Here is a 14,692-nt window from a genome sequence, read left to right as displayed (position 1 = left end):
TCAGTGGGTCGCAACGGCCTGTGCCTCCGCCTTATGCCGTTCGATGATCTTTGCCGTCAGCTCTCGAGGGACCTCGTCGTACTGCGCAAACTCCATGACATAGCTTCCCCGTCCACCCGTCATGGCATTGAGGGCGGTGGCATACCTAAGCAACTCCGCCAGCGGCACCGTCGCCTTAATCTGTTCCACGTGGTCTTGCGCATTGACGGACACGATTCGCCCACGGCGGGCGTTTAAATCTCCCATGACCGCCCCAACCGCGTCGGTGGGTGTATCGATTTCAACCGTCATGACGGGCTCCAGCAGCACCGGATGGGCCGTCTCCATCGCCTTTTTAAACGCCATCGATCCCGCGATCTTGAACGACATTTCAGACGAATCAACGACGTGGTAGGATCCGTCGTAGACCGTGACCTGCACATCGACGACCGGAAACCCGCTGAGCGGCCCTCCGTGCATGGCGTCGATCACACCCTTTTCCACTGCGGGAATGAAATTTCGAGGAATCGCCCCCCCGATCACACGATTCTCGAATACAAATCCATTGCCGCGCGGCAGCGGAGTCACTTCAAGCCAACAATCTCCGTATTGTCCATGCCCACCGGTTTGTTTCTTGTATTTACCCTGTGCTTGTGATTTTGTCTTAAGCGTCTCCCGATACGGGATCTTCGGTGTGTGCAAGGTCACGTCGGCGCCGAATTTGCGGTGGAGTTTCTCGAGGGCCAAATCGATGTGGAACTGCCCCATCCCACTCAGCACCATCTCCTTGGTCTCGGCATTGCGCGCGAACTCCAGCGTGGGATCTTCCTCGATGAGTTTATGCAAGCCGAGACTGACCTTGTCGATCTCCGCCTTTGATTTGGCTTCGATGGCGAAGGACAAGATCGGTTTCGGCAAACTCAGCCCTGGATAGCAGATGGGGTCATGTTCGTGACAGAGCGTATCGCCGGTGTGCGTGTCTTTGAGCTTTCCGATGGCAATGATGTCTCCAGCCCCGGCAGAATCGACGGCCACATGACGCTTGCCCAGCACTCTGTAGAAATGGCCGAGTTTTTCCCGCACATGTTTTGACGCATTCAGCACCGTCGTGTCCGCGTGGACGGTTCCCGATAGCACACGGCAATAGGACAGCCGGCCCACGAAAGGATCGATGAGGGTCTTGAACACATAGGCAGAAAACGGCTCTTCTCCACTCCCCTTCCGCTCGCAAGCTTCGCCGGTCTCCGCTTGGGTGCCGTGCCATGGATGGTCCGCACCGCGCTCGCTGGGTGAAGGCAATACGGCAACGATGGCGTCGAGCAGCGACCACACTCCCACGTTTTGAGCGGCCGATCCGCAATACACCGGCAGGAATTGTCTCGTCTGAATATCGCGTCTGAGTCCCTGGAGAAGATCTTCCTGGTTCAAATCACCCTGGGTGAGATAGGTCTCCAGTAGGGCGTCTCCGGTCTCTGCTACCGCCTCCACGAGCTGCTTGTGTGCTTCCCTGAACATCCCATCCAAATCACTTGGAATCGGTAGCTGATCAATCTTGGGCGAGGCGGGTCCGGAACGGATAACTTTCTCGTATCGCACATCAATCACGCCATCCATATTCATTCCCTGCCTGACCGGCATCGTCATGGGGATCAGAGCGCAATCGAATTGTTTGCGGCAGGTCTCGAGAGCGCTCTCGAACGATGAACCCTCTTTGTCCAGGCCATTGACAAATAGAAGACATGGGAGATCCAGCTCTTTGATTCTCGTCCAAAGCCGCGCCAGTTCCGTCCTCACCCCAATACTTCCACTCACCACAAGGATGACCCCATCGATGGCTCGTAAGGCGGCAAGGGGTTCACCAAGCAGCGCGAGCGCGCCTGGTGGGTCGATCAGATTGATATGAGTTTGATTCCACGTGAACTGGAGAAGGCTGGTGCTGGTCGAATTGCGATGACGAATTTCTTCCGGCTCGAAGTCCGAAACGGTGGTCCCCTGCGTGACAGAACCGAGCGTGGGAATCGCTCCACCGACGTACAGTAAGGCCTCGCTGAGAGAGGTCTTGCCCGCACCGGCGCTGGATACGATCGCGACATTTCTAACGGGCTCCACACGGGCTGCTTCCATGGTATGCCCTCCTTGGTTGAATATGGCGATTTAGACCATCCTGTCCTCACATTCCGGATGCCGGATTATTGCGCATATCACTTACCGATCGTCGTCGGTATCGCGCTGTCCCGTCAGCCATCCCTCATCGGCAAAACTCACATACCGGCCATCTCCGACGATCACATGGTCCAACACACGAATCCCCAATAGGTGGCCGGCCGCCGCCAATCGTTCGGTCAATCGGCGATCCTCTTGGCTTGGAGTAGGATCTCCGCTCGGATGGTTGTGAAGGAAGATGACAGCCGCGGCCGATTCACGTACGGCAAGGGCGAAGACTTCGCGTGGATGCACGATGCTGAGCGTCAGACTTCCCTCAGAAACGGTCGTCTCTTTGACCACGGTATTCTTGGCGTCGAGCAAGACCACTTTGAAGATCTCATGTTTCAGATCACGGAGCGCCGGATGGAAATGTTTGAAGAGATCGGCGCTCGAGGAAATACGCGTGCCGGTCGAGAGTGGAACCGCCAGGGAACGTCTCCCCAACTCCAGAGCAGCTCTCAGTTGAGCGGCCTTTGCAGGACCGACGCCTGGAACGGCACAGAGTTCTTCGACACCGCACACCGCCAATCCTCCCAGCCCTCCCATTCGGTCAAGGAGTTCGATCGCGACTTGCACCGCGGAAGAGTCGCGTCGTCCGGTTCTGAGCAGAATCGCGAGAAGATGGGCATCAGAAAGAGCCTCAGAGCCCTTCGCAAGGAGACGCTCACGAGGACGCTCGGTCTTGGGCCAGAACGCGATGCCCTTCCCCGGACCTTTAGGCGCCATGATTCCCATCAGGTGACAAAAAATTGACGGGCCGGACTCTTTTGTACTAGCAAATACGAAAGAATTACCCGCCCAAGGCAAATACGTAATTCATAACTTATTGAAATACTGACATATGACAAATTGGTGCAGCTCTTGCTTTCCTTCGCCAACAGCTGTGAACGTAGCCACCCTGGGAGGGAGCAATGGAATGTCCGAAGTGTAAGGGAATGATGATGTTGGAGCGCTTCTCGGATTTCTTTCTCGTCTTCTATGCATGGAAATGTATCAATTGTGGCGCGATTATCGACCGCACCATCTCCAACAACCGCCGAAAGAGCCTTGCTGCCAAAGAATCACAGACAGTTGCCACTCGGTGAGTTTCAATGGATCGGGCTCGGAAACCGAGCCCGTCAGGGTTACGTCGGGACGTTCTGGTGATCATGCGCTCCATTCGAATGCGACACCGGCGATCACATTATAGTCTTCTCCTGGAAGACGGTCAAAAAAGAACTGAAGATCTTTTACTAGGTCGCTCGCGGTTGATCCCCTCTCCCATTCTCGCGTACCTACGAGCTTCCCCTCGCAGTTGGATTTCTTGACCCCTGCAAAAACGCTATGTTAGAGTCTGGCCTGCACGACGATGCTGTCTCGTATGCGTGTCATCGCAGGTACCCACCGAGGTCGGCGACTCTTTGGGCCGCGAGAACTCGCTCTTCGTCCAACCTCCGACCGGGTTCGAGAAGCTCTGTTTTCGATTCTCGGTAACCGGCTGGCGAATTGTCGGTTTTTAGACCTGTATGCCGGGACCGGGGCCGTCGGGATCGAAGCCATCAGCCGCGGAGCCGAACACGTGACCTCCGTCGAATCGCACAGGGAGGTCTTGAAACTTCTGCGGCAGAATGTAAAGCTGTGTCATATCGGTCAGCAATTAGAGGTCAAGGACCAACAGGTCGAACAGTTTCTGAGCCGTCCCGATCAGTGGAATGGTCCTTATGATATCGTCTTTGCCGACCCACCCTACGTCCAGTCACACGAACTTCTCTCGTTATTCCAGGAGCCAAGGACCGCTCACCTATTCGCCGCTGACTCTTGGCTGGTCATCGAGCATGCCGCAAAGACCGCATTCCCCATGTCATTAGGGCACACTCAGTTCTTGCGCCAATACCGTTACGGTGACACCGCCCTATCGCTCTATTCCTGTCCTCGTGCACAACAGCCATGAAAATCGGCATCTACCCCGGCACATTTGATCCCATCACCCATGGTCATACCGACATCATTACCCGCAGCCTTCGTGTGTTCGACAAAGTGGTCGTGGCCGTGGCGCCGAATCCCTCCAAACATCCGCTCTTCAATTTGGCGGAGCGTCTTGATATGGTGACACTGGTCATGAAAGATTTTCATCAAGTCGATGTCACCGCGTTCGAGGGATTGTTGGTCGATTATGTCGAGCGGTCAGGTGCGCACGCCATTATCCGTGGGTTGCGCGCTATTTCAGACTTTGAACACGAGTTTCAGATGGCTCTGGTCAATCGAAAACTTGCCAAGAACGTGGAGACGGTGTTCTTGATGCCCAGCGAGGAATATTCGTATCTGTCTTCGACGATCATCAAAGATGTGGCGCACCACGGTGGACATTTGACCGAGTTTCTCCACCCAGAAGTGGCTCGCCGATTACAAGATCGTATCCGGAGTCTGAAGTCATGAAGCTCGCCGCTCGTGTCAGCCGCATCGCACCCTCCCCGACGCTCGCCATGGCTGCAACCGCCAAGGCGATGGCCGCGCAGGGGCTGGATGTCATCGACTTTTCCGCAGGAGAGCCGGATTTCGACACACCGGAACCGGTCAAGGCTGCGGCGGAAGCGGCGATTCGAGCCGGATTTACCAAATACACGCCTGCGTCAGGAATCGATGAGCTGCGTGGAGCGATTATCGACAAGCTTCAGGTTGAACTCGGGATCCGGTATGAGAAATCTCAAATCCTGGTCTCCTGTGGTGCGAAGCACTCGCTGTACAATCTGGCCGAAGCCTTACTCGAGGCCGGTGACGAAATCATCATTCCGATTCCCTATTGGGTGTCCTATTTGGATCAAGCGCTCCTGAACGACGCAACCCCAATCTTATTGCCGACGAAGGAGGAGGACGGTTACGCGGTCCATGCTGCCGAGCTGGAACGACTCATTACTCCACGAACCAAAGCCATTATCGTCAACAGCCCGTGCAACCCGACCGGAGCGACCTATGATCGAGCGACGCTCGAGCTGATCGCCTCGGTGGCGGTCCGGCATGATCTGATCGTGATTTCCGACGAGATTTATGAAAAGATTCTCTACGATGGGACCACGCACATCAGCATCGCTTCGCTCGGACCGGAGATTGCGGCACGAACAGTCATCATCAACGGCGTCTCTAAAGCTTACGCCATGACGGGGTGGAGGATCGGGTACGCGGCCGGCCCGAAAGACCTGATTACTGCGATGGCCAATATTCAAAGCCAGAGCACGTCCAATCCTTGCTCCATTTCACAGAAAGCCGCAGTCGCCGCATTGCGCCTTGGGGAGCCGTTCACGGTGAAGATGGTGGAAGAATTTTCCCATCGCCGGAACACAATCGTCGACGGACTCAACAAGATCCCCGGCGTGGCCTGCCTGATGCCACGCGGAGCTTTCTACGCGTTTCCCAATATCAAAGGCTTGTTGGGAAAGCGGGGCCCCTCGGGTATGCTGAAGACGCCGAACGACGTGGCCCATTTCCTCTTGAGCGAAGCGCGGATCGCGGTTGTGCCGGGCGAACCGTTTGGAAGCCAAGAGCATCTCCGGCTTTCCTATGCCACCAGTATGATGAATATTACCAGAGGGCTGGAACGCCTCGGACAGGCGTTTGCCAAGCTCGTGTGAGCCGCGCCGGCTCGTCCCAAGAACGGGAAAGAGTGAGGGGGAACAAGTGCCGATCTACGAATATCAGTGTGACAGCTGCTCGTATCGCTTTGAAGTGAAACAGAGCATCAAGGACGATCCGCTCTCGACATGTGAACGGTGTGGAAAAGCGATCCGACGACTCATTTCTTCGCCCGGGATCATGTTCAAGGGGAGCGGGTGGTACGTCACCGACTATTCGGATAAACTCAAGCCTCCCTCGAGCGCCGGTGGGGAAACCGGTGGAACAAGCACGGGAGAGAAGAAAGAATCTGCAGCGGCGACTCCCTCGACCGCAGCATCTCCCGCCCCTGCAGCGACGCCTGCACCGGCATCTACCGGTTCATCGACAAGCACGTCCGGCACGACACCCTCTTCTTCTTCGTAAGTTCGTCGAGCGGGTTATCGGACACCGGCAGTTTTCGAGGCTGGTTTCTTGGCGACCGTGGTTTTTGGGGTGATTTTGGCTGCCGATTTGGCGGCCGGCTTCGCAGTCGATTTTGCCGTTGCTTTATGACTCGGTGATTTGGGAGACATCGCCTTCAATGCTCTCGCACGCGTGGCGTCCAACTGGTTTTGCAGACCGGTGATCATAGACATTTTCTCTCGATTCATCCGGCTCAGTTCGTCCACCTGCCCCTGGAGTTCCTGCCTGGTTTTCGAAAAGTCGGAGACCTGAGCCTGAAGCTGCGTTTTTTCCATCGTGAGGGTTTGTATTTCAGAGCGCAACTGTTCGATCTGGGCTTGCAACGCCGGAGGCCAATAATCGCATCCCACCAAGCTCAGCATCAGACCGAGACCACAGATCGTTCCGAGGACCTTCAACGGATGACTGCTTATCGCCATATTCTCAGTTCCCCTCTTCATTGTTCATTTGGAAGTCGTCGACACGCATGACGGGTTCACGAAATTCCTGTCTTGTCTCTAACATGTTCGCCGATGGCTGTCGAGTGAAGGCATTCTAGCAGATCAGGCTGCCTCCTCATCGAACAAGATCGGCTCAGGCTGTTTGGATCTACAATTCGCTCTTGAGATTGCACAGCGCCGGTAACACGAACACACCTTCGGGTGCGATCGACATAGTCAGCAGCCTGGTTCGCTGAGACGGCGGACGTACCCGGTCTAGGCCTTGAGCGCACGGTATGCGATGTCCGTGCGAAAGTGGCATCCTTCGAAGGAAATCGTTCCGACGAGGCGATAGGCATTGCGTTGCGCTTCAGATAAGGTCAATCCCCGACCGAGAACACCGAGCACACGGCCTCCAGTCACCACGATGTCGTTCTCTTGTCGCGCTGTTCCCGCGTGAAAAACCATAGAGTTTTCTGAAGAAGCCGCCGACGATAGGCCGCTGATCGGGGTGCCTTGCCGGTAAGAGCCGGGATATCCTCCAGCCGCCATCACGACACAGACAGCCGCATCCGGCTGCCATTCAACCGTGAGCTGGTCAAGACGATGTTCGACCACAGCCTCGATGACCTCGATCAGATCTGTTTTAAGCAGAGGCAACACCACCTGCGTTTCCGGATCGCCCATACGAACATTGAATTCCAGGACATACGGTGTTCCCTTGACTACCATAAGCCCCGCATAGAGTACTCCCTGAAATGGAGAGCCCAGACGCGCCATGGCATCCACCATCGGCTGTAAGACTTCACGAGCGACACGAGCTTGAAGCTCGTCGGTGCCAAGCGGCGCAGGGCAATAGGCCCCCATACCACCGGTGTTCAACCCTGTGTCACCATCACCGACCCGCTTATGATCTTGCGCGGGAGGCATCGGCACCACCGTCTTGCCGTCCGTAAACGCCATGATCGTCAATTCTTCTCCGTCGAGAAACTGTTCGATCAGCACGTTCTTCCCGGCTTGGCCGAAGACGGCCTTTTCCATCGAATCCACGACGGCATGCCGGGCCTGCTCGTGGGTCGTCGCGATGATGACCCCTTTCCCTTGCGCCAACCCGTCCGCCTTGATCACGACCGGCAATTCGTGCTGTTCGACATACGCCAGCGCGTCTGCAACCTTGTCAAAACTCTTGGCCTGCGCCGTCCGGATCTTGGCCTGCGCCATGACATCTTTGGAAAAGATCTTGCTGGCCTCCAAGCGAGCCGCGTTCCTGGTTGGCCCAAAAATCCTGAGTTTGGCTTTGCGGAAGGCGTCGGTCATGCCCAGCGCAAGCGGCGCTTCAGGTCCGACCACCGTCAGATCGATATGCTCGTGAAGTGCGAAGTCTTTCAGTCCGGCAATGTCATCCGACTTAATGGGAACGCAGGTCGCCAATGTGGCGATACCCGCGTTGCCGGGGGCGCAATAGAGGATAGGCTTTCGCGGACTCTGCGCAAGCTTCCATACGATCGCGTGCTCGCGCCCCCCGCCGCCAATCACGAGAATTTTCATAGATTCTCTTTTAGGTGAGAAAACAAAGAGGCTGCTCAAAAGGGCCTGTCGCAAGGCCGCAGGAAGCTCGGACACCGAGGCGTACGCTTCGGTACGTTGAGGTGGACGGGCGACCGAGAACGCAGCGAGAGGCCCTTTTCAGCTGCCGATCAATGGCGGAAATGGCGCATGCCCGTGAGAATCATCGCCATTCCATGCTCATCGGCAGCCTTCACCACTTCGGCGTCTCTGATTGACCCGCCTGGTTGAATCACAGCCGTAATGCCGACTTCTGCGGCGGCGTCAAGGCCGTCACGGAACGGAAAGAATGCATCCGAGGCCATGACACACCCCTTCACCGGCATTTGCGCTTTCATCGCCGCCAGCTTCACGGAATCCACCCGGCTCATCTGTCCCGCTCCGATTCCAACGGTCTGGCCGGGCTTGGCATAAATGATGGCGTTGGACTTGACGTGCTTACAAACTTTCCAGGCAAACGCGCAGGCGGCGTATTCTTCATCCGTCGGTTTCCGGATCGTCGGTACGGCGAGCGCGCGAAGATCGGGCAATACACCGAGGTCGCGATCTTGCACGATCAGTCCGCCGACGAGCTTCTTCAGGTCGAACCCTTCCTGTTTCACCTTGGTCAAGGATCCCACGTCCAACAAGCGAAGATCCTTCTTCCGCTTCAGTTCGGCCAACGCATCTTCTGCGAATCCAGGGGCAATGACGACTTCAACAAACGTGGAGGTAATTTCCTTCGCCGCCGCCAGATCGACCTGGCGGTTGAACGCAATCACGCCACCGAAGGCCGATACCGGATCGGTTTCCCTCGCCTTGACGTAGGCTTCCACCGGCGTCGTCCCGAGCGCCGCCCCGCACGGATTGTTGTGCTTGATGATGGCGACGGCCGTCTCGTCATACTCCTTGACCAACTCGAGCGCGGAGTTGGCGTCGAGAAAGTTATTGTAGGACATCGCTTTCCCATGCAGAATCTCCCCGCGTGAGACCGACGGTTCTTTGCCCGTCAACTCACGGTAGAAGGCGCCTTGTTGGTGAGGGTTCTCTCCGTAACGGAGCGTCTCCGCCAATTCGAACTGCAGCGACAACACTTTCGGGAACTTGACCTCTCCGCTCCGGACCTGTTTCTCCAAATATCCGGCGATCAGTCCGTCATAGCGCGCCGTATGTTGAAAAACCTTCATCGCCAGCTCGCGGCGAAGCGCCTGCGTGACCATATTCCCTTTCACGGCATCCAGCACCCGCGAATAGTCGGCCGGATCGACGACCACCAGCACATCCTCATGGTTCTTGGCTGCGGATCGCAACATCGAAGGTCCCCCGATGTCGATGTTCTCGATGGCATCCTCGAATCGGCAATCGGGTTTGGCAATCGTTGCTTCAAAGGGATAGAGATTCACGACGACGACATCGATCGGGCCGATTCCATGTTGGGTCATCTGCTCGATATGCGCCGGGAGCGAGCGCCGGCCCAGCAAGCCTCCATGAATCTTCGGATGCAAGGTCTTGACCCGGCCATCAAGAATTTCTGGAGATCCGGTATAAGCGGCGACATCCGTCACCTTGACTCCGGCCTCGCGGAGCGCTTTTGCCGTCCCGCCGGTGGACAAAATCTCCGCGCCAAGCGCTTCCAGTGCCTTGGCCATTTCGATGACTCCGGTCTTATCCGAAACGCTGATCAGCGCCCGCTTGATGCCGGCCATGTGTATGCTCCTTAGAATGGTGCGTGATATGAAATGGATACGTTGACGACGAAGGTTCGGCGAAGAATAGCAAATGGATGGAGCAAGTTCAAGGTGACAGGTGCGCTTCCGGCACCGGCCGCCCCGACAAACGTGTCATTGACGTTGAGGTCACCAATCGGGTAACGTTTGCCCACTATGGGGAGCATGCATTCCGTTACATAACCTTTTTATGTATGGAGGTGCGCTATGATGGCTGGCCGGTTGGTGCGGCTCATCGAGAAGAACTCCGAACAGCTTTCCCGTGAGCTCAGTGAAAAGGTCTGGAACTCTCCTCGCTGCAGCGATCTCCACAAAGTCCCGCCGGACGAACTCCGAGCCCGCACTCGTGAAATCTATCAGAACCTGAATAACTGGTTGATGGACATGACCGAGGCCGAAATCGAACGGCGCTATACGGAGCTGGGCGCGCGGCGTGCGGGACAGGGAGTGGCCTACAGCCACTTTCTCTGGGCCATCACCGCCACCAAGGAGCACATGTGCGCCTTTGTCCAGCGGGAAGGGTTGTCCGAAAGCGCCATGGAGCTACATGGAGAGCTGGAGCTGATGCATCTCCTCAATCAATTCTTCGATCGCGCCCTCTACTTCACCGCTGTCGGCTACGAGGGTGAGCGTACTCGAATCGGAACGAATCTCCGCCGACGAAAGGATGACGCCAAGAAAGTATATTTGTAACGGCCTGACGAACACGATTCGTACCTGCCGCTTCCTTGACGGGCTCATCGCGCAAGCGTGGGCCCACAGCTACCGCCGCTGAACCGGGCACATCACCATTCAGCTCCCAACCGATCGATGATAATTTGGTGAATCACTGCATATTTGCCGAGCGTTGAGAGGTAGACCGCCGCTTCCGCGACGTCGAATGGATCGATCTTTTCGCTGGACTCGATGTCCTGAGGAGACGCGTTCACCAACTCGTCCGCCACGGCCCCGGGACAGATGGCGCTGACTTTGATGTGGTGGGCACGCCCTTCGTCGGCCAATGATTTGGTGAGCGCCATGATCCCATGTTTTGACGCGCTGTAGGTCCCCGTGCCTTCCCACGCTTGCACTCCGGCCACACTCGACATGTTGATAATGACACCGCCGCCCTGCTGCTTCATGTGGCGGAAGCCCGCTCGACAGCAAAAAAATGTGCCTCGCAGGTTGACGTTCATGACCGTATCGAATGCCTGGGTACTCGTCTCAGCTAAGCGACTCCCCCCTCCGATACCGGCATTGTTGACGAGAATATCGATCCGGCCGTAACGGGTCACCGTGTCGGCCATCAATCGCTCGACCTGTTGCTCGTCGGCCACATCAGTCTGGATCGGCCATGCTTCCCCACCCTGCTTCCCGATTTGCAAAACGGTCTGCTCACACAATGAGAACCGTCTTGCGGCGACGACCACCTTTGCTCCCTCCTGACCGAACCGCAGGGCAATCGCCTTTCCAATTCCGCTGCTACTCCCCGTAACGATCGCGACTTTGTTCTTGAGTCGTGGCATGGATGACACTGTTAAGATCCAGTAGAATCGGCCGTGACCGCCGCTGTCACGGAAACACACGGATACATCATGGGGAGCCTCGCCATACTGACGAACCATCGCCGTCTGAGTCTGTTGACACATTGCATGTGCAGATACATGTGCGTCAACGATTCTGGCCTGATTTAGGGCACATCCGGCCTAGGATCGGGAATGAACCCGTTTCGGTTCGGCATGTCGATTCTTGGAAGATTACGGGCGTCGAGGATGGCATCCTCACCGACAATCCCGTTTTGGTGCAGGAGCCAGGCGACGAGCGCATAGATTTCATCAGGAGTCAGTGATTGCGGCGCGGTGAACGGCATCGCACGACGGAGATAGTCGTAGACCGTTGTCGCATAGGGCCAATAGCTGCCAATGGTCTTGCGGGGCTGAGCGGTCTGCAAACTTCCGTGGCCACCGACCAACGTATCATGTGGCCCCTCTTTTCCCGTCGGACCATGGCAACCGGCGCATTTCATCGCATAGATCTGCCCTCCCTGTTTGACTGAGCCCTGTCCCGGAGGCAAGTCCTGTCCGTTCGGCGAAACATCGATATTCCATGGCTGGATGTCTTGGGCCGTCGCGGGGCGACCCAGTCCATACGGCGCCTCTTCTTGGTCAGCCGACCAGACCGCCGGTGTGATTAAGGACGCGAAACCCATGAAGACGGCAGAAAAGACCGGCAGAGATTTATGCATAGACGTTCTTCACTGCCCCGCTTCGTTCGACCTTCCAGCTCTGAATTCCGTTGTAATGGTAGCTCGACTGGATTCCACGGACCTTGATGAGCGATTCGCGGGTGGGTTGATGATATCCCGTGTCGTCGGTACAGCGACTCTGAATAATGGTCTCTTGACCGTCCCATCTCCATGGCAGACGAAAGCGGGTATGACACTTGGGTAACACAGGTTCTTGTAGTCGTGCCGCTCGCCAGGTCCTACCTGCGTCAACACTGACCTCGACTGTCGTGATGCGTCCTCGCCCGCTCCAGGCCAGTCCCTGGATTTCGTGGAAGCCCGGGTGAAGTTGTTGCTGTCCGGAAGGTTTCGTGATCACGGACTTCGCGTCCATAAAGAGGGTGAATTGATAGGCTTTCCCATCCGGCATCAGATCCGTGTATTTCGCCGTCTCCCATCTCGTCATGAATGGGGCCGTTGCCAGCTTCAATCGTCTTAGCCATTTCACGTTAATGTTGCCCTCGAAGCCGGGCAAGAGCAGCCGCAGGGGATATCCCTGTTCCGGCCTCAAGGCTTCGCCGTTCTGGCCGTAGCACACCATCGCTTCGTTCAAGACGTCGTCTGTGAGCGGCACACTGCGAGCCAATGCAGCCGCATCGCCCCCCTCAGCCAACATCCAGGTTGCTTCCGGCTGCGCGCGCGCCGCTTCCAGCAATGTGACGAGTTTGACACCGGTCCATTCGCTGGTGCTGGTGAGACCATGCAGGGCCTGAGCGGTTGCGTCCCGAGCCTCGTCCCACCCATCCCGGCTGTTCCCCGAGCATTCCACGAAGGCGATACGCGACGCGGATGGGAACCGCATGAGCTCTTCCATGGTGAAGATCATGGGACGATCCACCAGACCATGTACCAGCAAGCGATGGCGGGCCGGGTCGATCGCGGGCACACCGTTATGGTGCCGTTCAAAATGGAGGGCGGAAGGGGTGATGATTCCTTGCAAGTCTTGGAGCGGAGTGGTCGATGAGGTTGCGGTGACCGATCGTGTCTGTCTTTCGAACGGCGAACGCTGGCCATAGGAGCGCGGTACGGCTCCCGGCACGCGCATGGGATCGACTGCTTCACTTCGCTCTTCAGCTTGCGCGCCGGCCAGCGACGACGACGCATTGATCGCCAGGAACGACGCGCCACCGACCAGCAGCTGACGCCGTGTTAACGATGAAGAAGCCGGTGTGTGATGCGATGTCTGGTTGTCACCCCGCGCTTCCTTGCTCATCAAGGATGGCTCCGCTCCCGTCCAGGTTCCAACGCCTCTGCCGGATCGTTATACGCTCATAGCCTCTCAGATGCCAACCGGAGACCGACCTCATCAAGGTGCTTGAGGAGATCGGCTGGGTCCTGATACACGCGGTACGCACCAGCCCGCTCCAGCTCATCTTCGCCATATCCTCCAGAGAGAAGGCCCACCGACAACGCAGACGCGCGTCGCGCGGCCAATAAATCCCAGACGCTGTCACCCACAATGATACACCGACTCATCGGCACATGCAGCCGCTCCCCTGCCGCAAGAAAAAGATCCGGATCGGGTTTCGCGAACCGGACATCGTCTCTCGTAATCACCGGCACATCATCAGAAAGATTCAAGAGGCGAAGGGCGTGGCGAGCGTTTTCGATACGGCCGCTCGTGGCTATGGCATGCGGAACTTGATGGCGGGCCAGCGTTGCCAGGAGGTCATGCGTTCCAGGCAAGACACGAAGGGACGCCGCTTGCCGGGCAAAGGCCTCCCGGTGAACCAGCTGGATCTGCTGCGCGTCCTCTGGTGAGACAGGCCGGCCGGTTTCACGCAGCAAAGCATGGAGCATCAGCCCGCCGCTCATCCCGATCTGGCGATGGATGCGCCACACGGGTAATTCGATCCCGACTGCCTGTGTGGCTTCTCTCCAGGCCAACACGTGCTGATACACACTGTCCACCAGCGTTCCATCGAGGTCGAACAGGAACGCCAACACATCGGAATCAGAGCGGGCGGTCACGATGCTCAATGTTCCAACTTGGCATCCATCGTGATGGTTGTATTGAGCAGCCGAGAAATCGGGCAGCCGGCCTTGGCCGCTTGCGTGGCTTTGTTCCAGGCCGCTTCATCGGCCTTGGGTACCTTGCCTTTCACGTTCAGATGCACGCCGGTCACGGTCCATCCTGCCTCTGTCTTGTCGAACGTGACGGTAGCCGTCGTTTCCACTTTTTCCGGAGCCAGGCCGGCCTCGCCTAGCTGAGCCGAGAGCGCCATGGAAAAACACCCGGCATGAGCGGCGGCCACGAGTTCTTCGGGATTCGTGCCTTTCCCGTTCTCGAACCGTGTGGAAAACGAGTACTGGGTTTGTGACAAGACCCCGCTCTCCGTGGAAACGGTGCCCTTACCGGTCTTCAAATCGCCTTGCCATACTGCAGATCCTGCTCGTTTCATAATAATTCTCCCTGAGTTAATAGTTGTAGGCAGCCGACATGGAGATCCGTGTCAGCTTTCAGCGACTTGATCTCCATAGCAGTAGAAAATGCTTGGGCATTC

At 57.0% G+C, this 14,692-nt stretch carries 16 protein-coding genes; 6 read left to right on the top strand and 10 right to left on the bottom strand.

What is annotated here, in order from left to right:
• A complete protein-coding gene (locus tag H8K04_09705; protein ID UVT17775.1) occupies positions 1-2,103 on the bottom strand; it encodes an elongation factor G in 2,103 nt (700 codons plus the stop codon).
• An 81-nt stretch (positions 2,104-2,184) separates the two neighbouring features.
• Entirely contained in the window at positions 2,185-2,910 is a 726-nt protein-coding gene (radC, locus tag H8K04_09700; GenBank protein ID UVT17774.1) for a DNA repair protein RadC, read from the bottom strand.
• Between the two features lie 185 nt (positions 2,911-3,095).
• Here radC and H8K04_09695 point away from each other — a divergent pair, with 185 nt between their 5' ends.
• The 5 genes from H8K04_09695 to H8K04_09675 all read left to right on the top strand — a co-directional run bounded on the left by H8K04_09695 (position 3,096) and on the right by H8K04_09675 (position 6,195).
• Positions 3,096-3,269: a hypothetical protein gene (locus tag H8K04_09695; protein UVT17773.1), complete on the top strand. Its 174-nt coding sequence runs from the start codon at positions 3,096-3,098 to the stop codon at positions 3,267-3,269.
• Between the two features lie 275 nt (positions 3,270-3,544).
• Positions 3,545-4,114, top strand: a complete 570-nt coding sequence (gene rsmD, locus H8K04_09690; protein ID UVT17772.1) for a 16S rRNA (guanine(966)-N(2))-methyltransferase RsmD — start codon at positions 3,545-3,547, stop codon at positions 4,112-4,114.
• Positions 4,111-4,599 carry a pantetheine-phosphate adenylyltransferase gene (gene coaD, locus H8K04_09685; GenBank protein ID UVT17771.1) on the top strand — a complete coding sequence of 163 codons (489 nt, stop codon included), beginning with the start codon at positions 4,111-4,113 and terminating at the stop codon, positions 4,597-4,599. The genes rsmD and coaD overlap by 4 nt, the downstream gene beginning before the upstream one ends.
• The gene (locus H8K04_09680) at positions 4,596-5,789 is read left to right on the top strand and encodes a pyridoxal phosphate-dependent aminotransferase (GenBank protein ID UVT17770.1); all 1,194 of its coding nucleotides are present in this window, start codon (positions 4,596-4,598) and stop codon (positions 5,787-5,789) included. Before coaD ends, H8K04_09680 begins: the two co-directional genes overlap by 4 nt.
• 46 nt (positions 5,790-5,835) lie before the next feature.
• Positions 5,836-6,195 carry a hypothetical protein gene (locus tag H8K04_09675; protein UVT17769.1) on the top strand — a complete coding sequence of 120 codons (360 nt, stop codon included), beginning with the start codon at positions 5,836-5,838 and terminating at the stop codon, positions 6,193-6,195.
• 14 nt (positions 6,196-6,209) lie between these two features.
• Here H8K04_09675 and H8K04_09670 read toward each other — a convergent pair whose 3' ends face one another.
• The 3 genes from H8K04_09670 to purH all read right to left on the bottom strand — a co-directional run bounded on the left by H8K04_09670 (position 6,210) and on the right by purH (position 9,904).
• Complete coding sequence (locus tag H8K04_09670) at positions 6,210-6,653, bottom strand: hypothetical protein (GenBank protein UVT17768.1); 444 nt, start codon at positions 6,651-6,653, stop codon at positions 6,210-6,212.
• A gap of 276 nt (positions 6,654-6,929) precedes the next feature.
• On the bottom strand, positions 6,930-8,201 hold the full coding sequence (purD, locus tag H8K04_09665; GenBank protein UVT17767.1) for a phosphoribosylamine--glycine ligase: 1,272 nt from the start codon (positions 8,199-8,201) through the stop codon (positions 6,930-6,932).
• 149 nt (positions 8,202-8,350) lie between these two features.
• Positions 8,351-9,904: a bifunctional phosphoribosylaminoimidazolecarboxamide formyltransferase/IMP cyclohydrolase gene (gene purH / locus H8K04_09660; protein ID UVT17766.1), complete on the bottom strand. Its 1,554-nt coding sequence runs from the start codon at positions 9,902-9,904 to the stop codon at positions 8,351-8,353.
• A gap of 228 nt (positions 9,905-10,132) precedes the next feature.
• On the opposite strand from purH, the gene H8K04_09655 reads away from it, so the two are divergent.
• Positions 10,133-10,618, top strand: coding sequence for a hypothetical protein (locus tag H8K04_09655; GenBank protein UVT17765.1), 486 nt, complete (start codon positions 10,133-10,135; stop codon positions 10,616-10,618).
• 92 nt (positions 10,619-10,710) lie between these two features.
• On the opposite strand, the gene H8K04_09650 is transcribed toward H8K04_09655, so the two are convergent.
• The 5 genes from H8K04_09650 to H8K04_09630 all read right to left on the bottom strand — a co-directional run bounded on the left by H8K04_09650 (position 10,711) and on the right by H8K04_09630 (position 14,590).
• Positions 10,711-11,430, bottom strand: coding sequence for an SDR family oxidoreductase (locus H8K04_09650; protein ID UVT17764.1), 720 nt, complete (start codon positions 11,428-11,430; stop codon positions 10,711-10,713).
• Between the two features lie 164 nt (positions 11,431-11,594).
• Positions 11,595-12,113 carry a cytochrome c gene (locus tag H8K04_09645; GenBank protein UVT17935.1) on the bottom strand — a complete coding sequence of 173 codons (519 nt, stop codon included), beginning with the start codon at positions 12,111-12,113 and terminating at the stop codon, positions 11,595-11,597.
• Between the two features lie 28 nt (positions 12,114-12,141).
• The gene (gene soxC / locus H8K04_09640) at positions 12,142-13,401 is read right to left on the bottom strand and encodes a sulfite dehydrogenase (protein UVT17763.1); all 1,260 of its coding nucleotides are present in this window, start codon (positions 13,399-13,401) and stop codon (positions 12,142-12,144) included.
• Between the two features lie 56 nt (positions 13,402-13,457).
• The gene (locus H8K04_09635; protein ID UVT17762.1) at positions 13,458-14,159 is read right to left on the bottom strand and encodes an HAD family hydrolase; all 702 of its coding nucleotides are present in this window, start codon (positions 14,157-14,159) and stop codon (positions 13,458-13,460) included.
• A 5-nt stretch (positions 14,160-14,164) separates the two neighbouring features.
• On the bottom strand, positions 14,165-14,590 hold the full coding sequence (locus H8K04_09630) for an OsmC family protein (protein UVT17761.1): 426 nt from the start codon (positions 14,588-14,590) through the stop codon (positions 14,165-14,167).
• Positions 14,591-14,692 lie beyond the last annotated feature (102 nt).

The organism is Nitrospira sp. (genome assembly GCA_024760525.1).
Lineage (GTDB): Bacteria > Nitrospirota > Nitrospiria > Nitrospirales > Nitrospiraceae > Nitrospira_D.
Note: the sequence above shows the minus strand (reverse complement) of the source record. Positions and strands in the feature narration are given on the sequence as shown.

Coding starts and splice junctions, on each gene's coding strand:
- H8K04_09705 (UVT17775.1), bottom strand. CDS start 2,103: ATGGAAGCAGCCCGTGTGGAGCCCGTTAGAAATGTCGCGATCGTATCC.
- radC (UVT17774.1), bottom strand. CDS start 2,910: ATGGCGCCTAAAGGTCCGGGGAAGGGCATCGCGTTCTGGCCCAAGACC.
- H8K04_09695 (UVT17773.1), top strand. CDS start 3,096: ATGGAATGTCCGAAGTGTAAGGGAATGATGATGTTGGAGCGCTTCTCG.
- rsmD (UVT17772.1), top strand. CDS start 3,545: ATGCGTGTCATCGCAGGTACCCACCGAGGTCGGCGACTCTTTGGGCCG.
- coaD (UVT17771.1), top strand. CDS start 4,111: ATGAAAATCGGCATCTACCCCGGCACATTTGATCCCATCACCCATGGT.
- H8K04_09680 (UVT17770.1), top strand. CDS start 4,596: ATGAAGCTCGCCGCTCGTGTCAGCCGCATCGCACCCTCCCCGACGCTC.
- H8K04_09670 (UVT17768.1), bottom strand. CDS start 6,653: ATGGCGATAAGCAGTCATCCGTTGAAGGTCCTCGGAACGATCTGTGGT.
- purD (UVT17767.1), bottom strand. CDS start 8,201: ATGAAAATTCTCGTGATTGGCGGCGGGGGGCGCGAGCACGCGATCGTA.
- purH (UVT17766.1), bottom strand. CDS start 9,904: ATGGCCGGCATCAAGCGGGCGCTGATCAGCGTTTCGGATAAGACCGGA.
- H8K04_09655 (UVT17765.1), top strand. CDS start 10,133: ATGATGGCTGGCCGGTTGGTGCGGCTCATCGAGAAGAACTCCGAACAG.
- H8K04_09650 (UVT17764.1), bottom strand. CDS start 11,430: ATGCCACGACTCAAGAACAAAGTCGCGATCGTTACGGGGAGTAGCAGC.
- H8K04_09645 (UVT17935.1), bottom strand. CDS start 12,113: ATGGGTTTCGCGTCCTTAATCACACCGGCGGTCTGGTCGGCTGACCAA.
- soxC (UVT17763.1), bottom strand. CDS start 13,401: ATGAGCAAGGAAGCGCGGGGTGACAACCAGACATCGCATCACACACCG.
- H8K04_09630 (UVT17761.1), bottom strand. CDS start 14,590: ATGAAACGAGCAGGATCTGCAGTATGGCAAGGCGATTTGAAGACCGGT.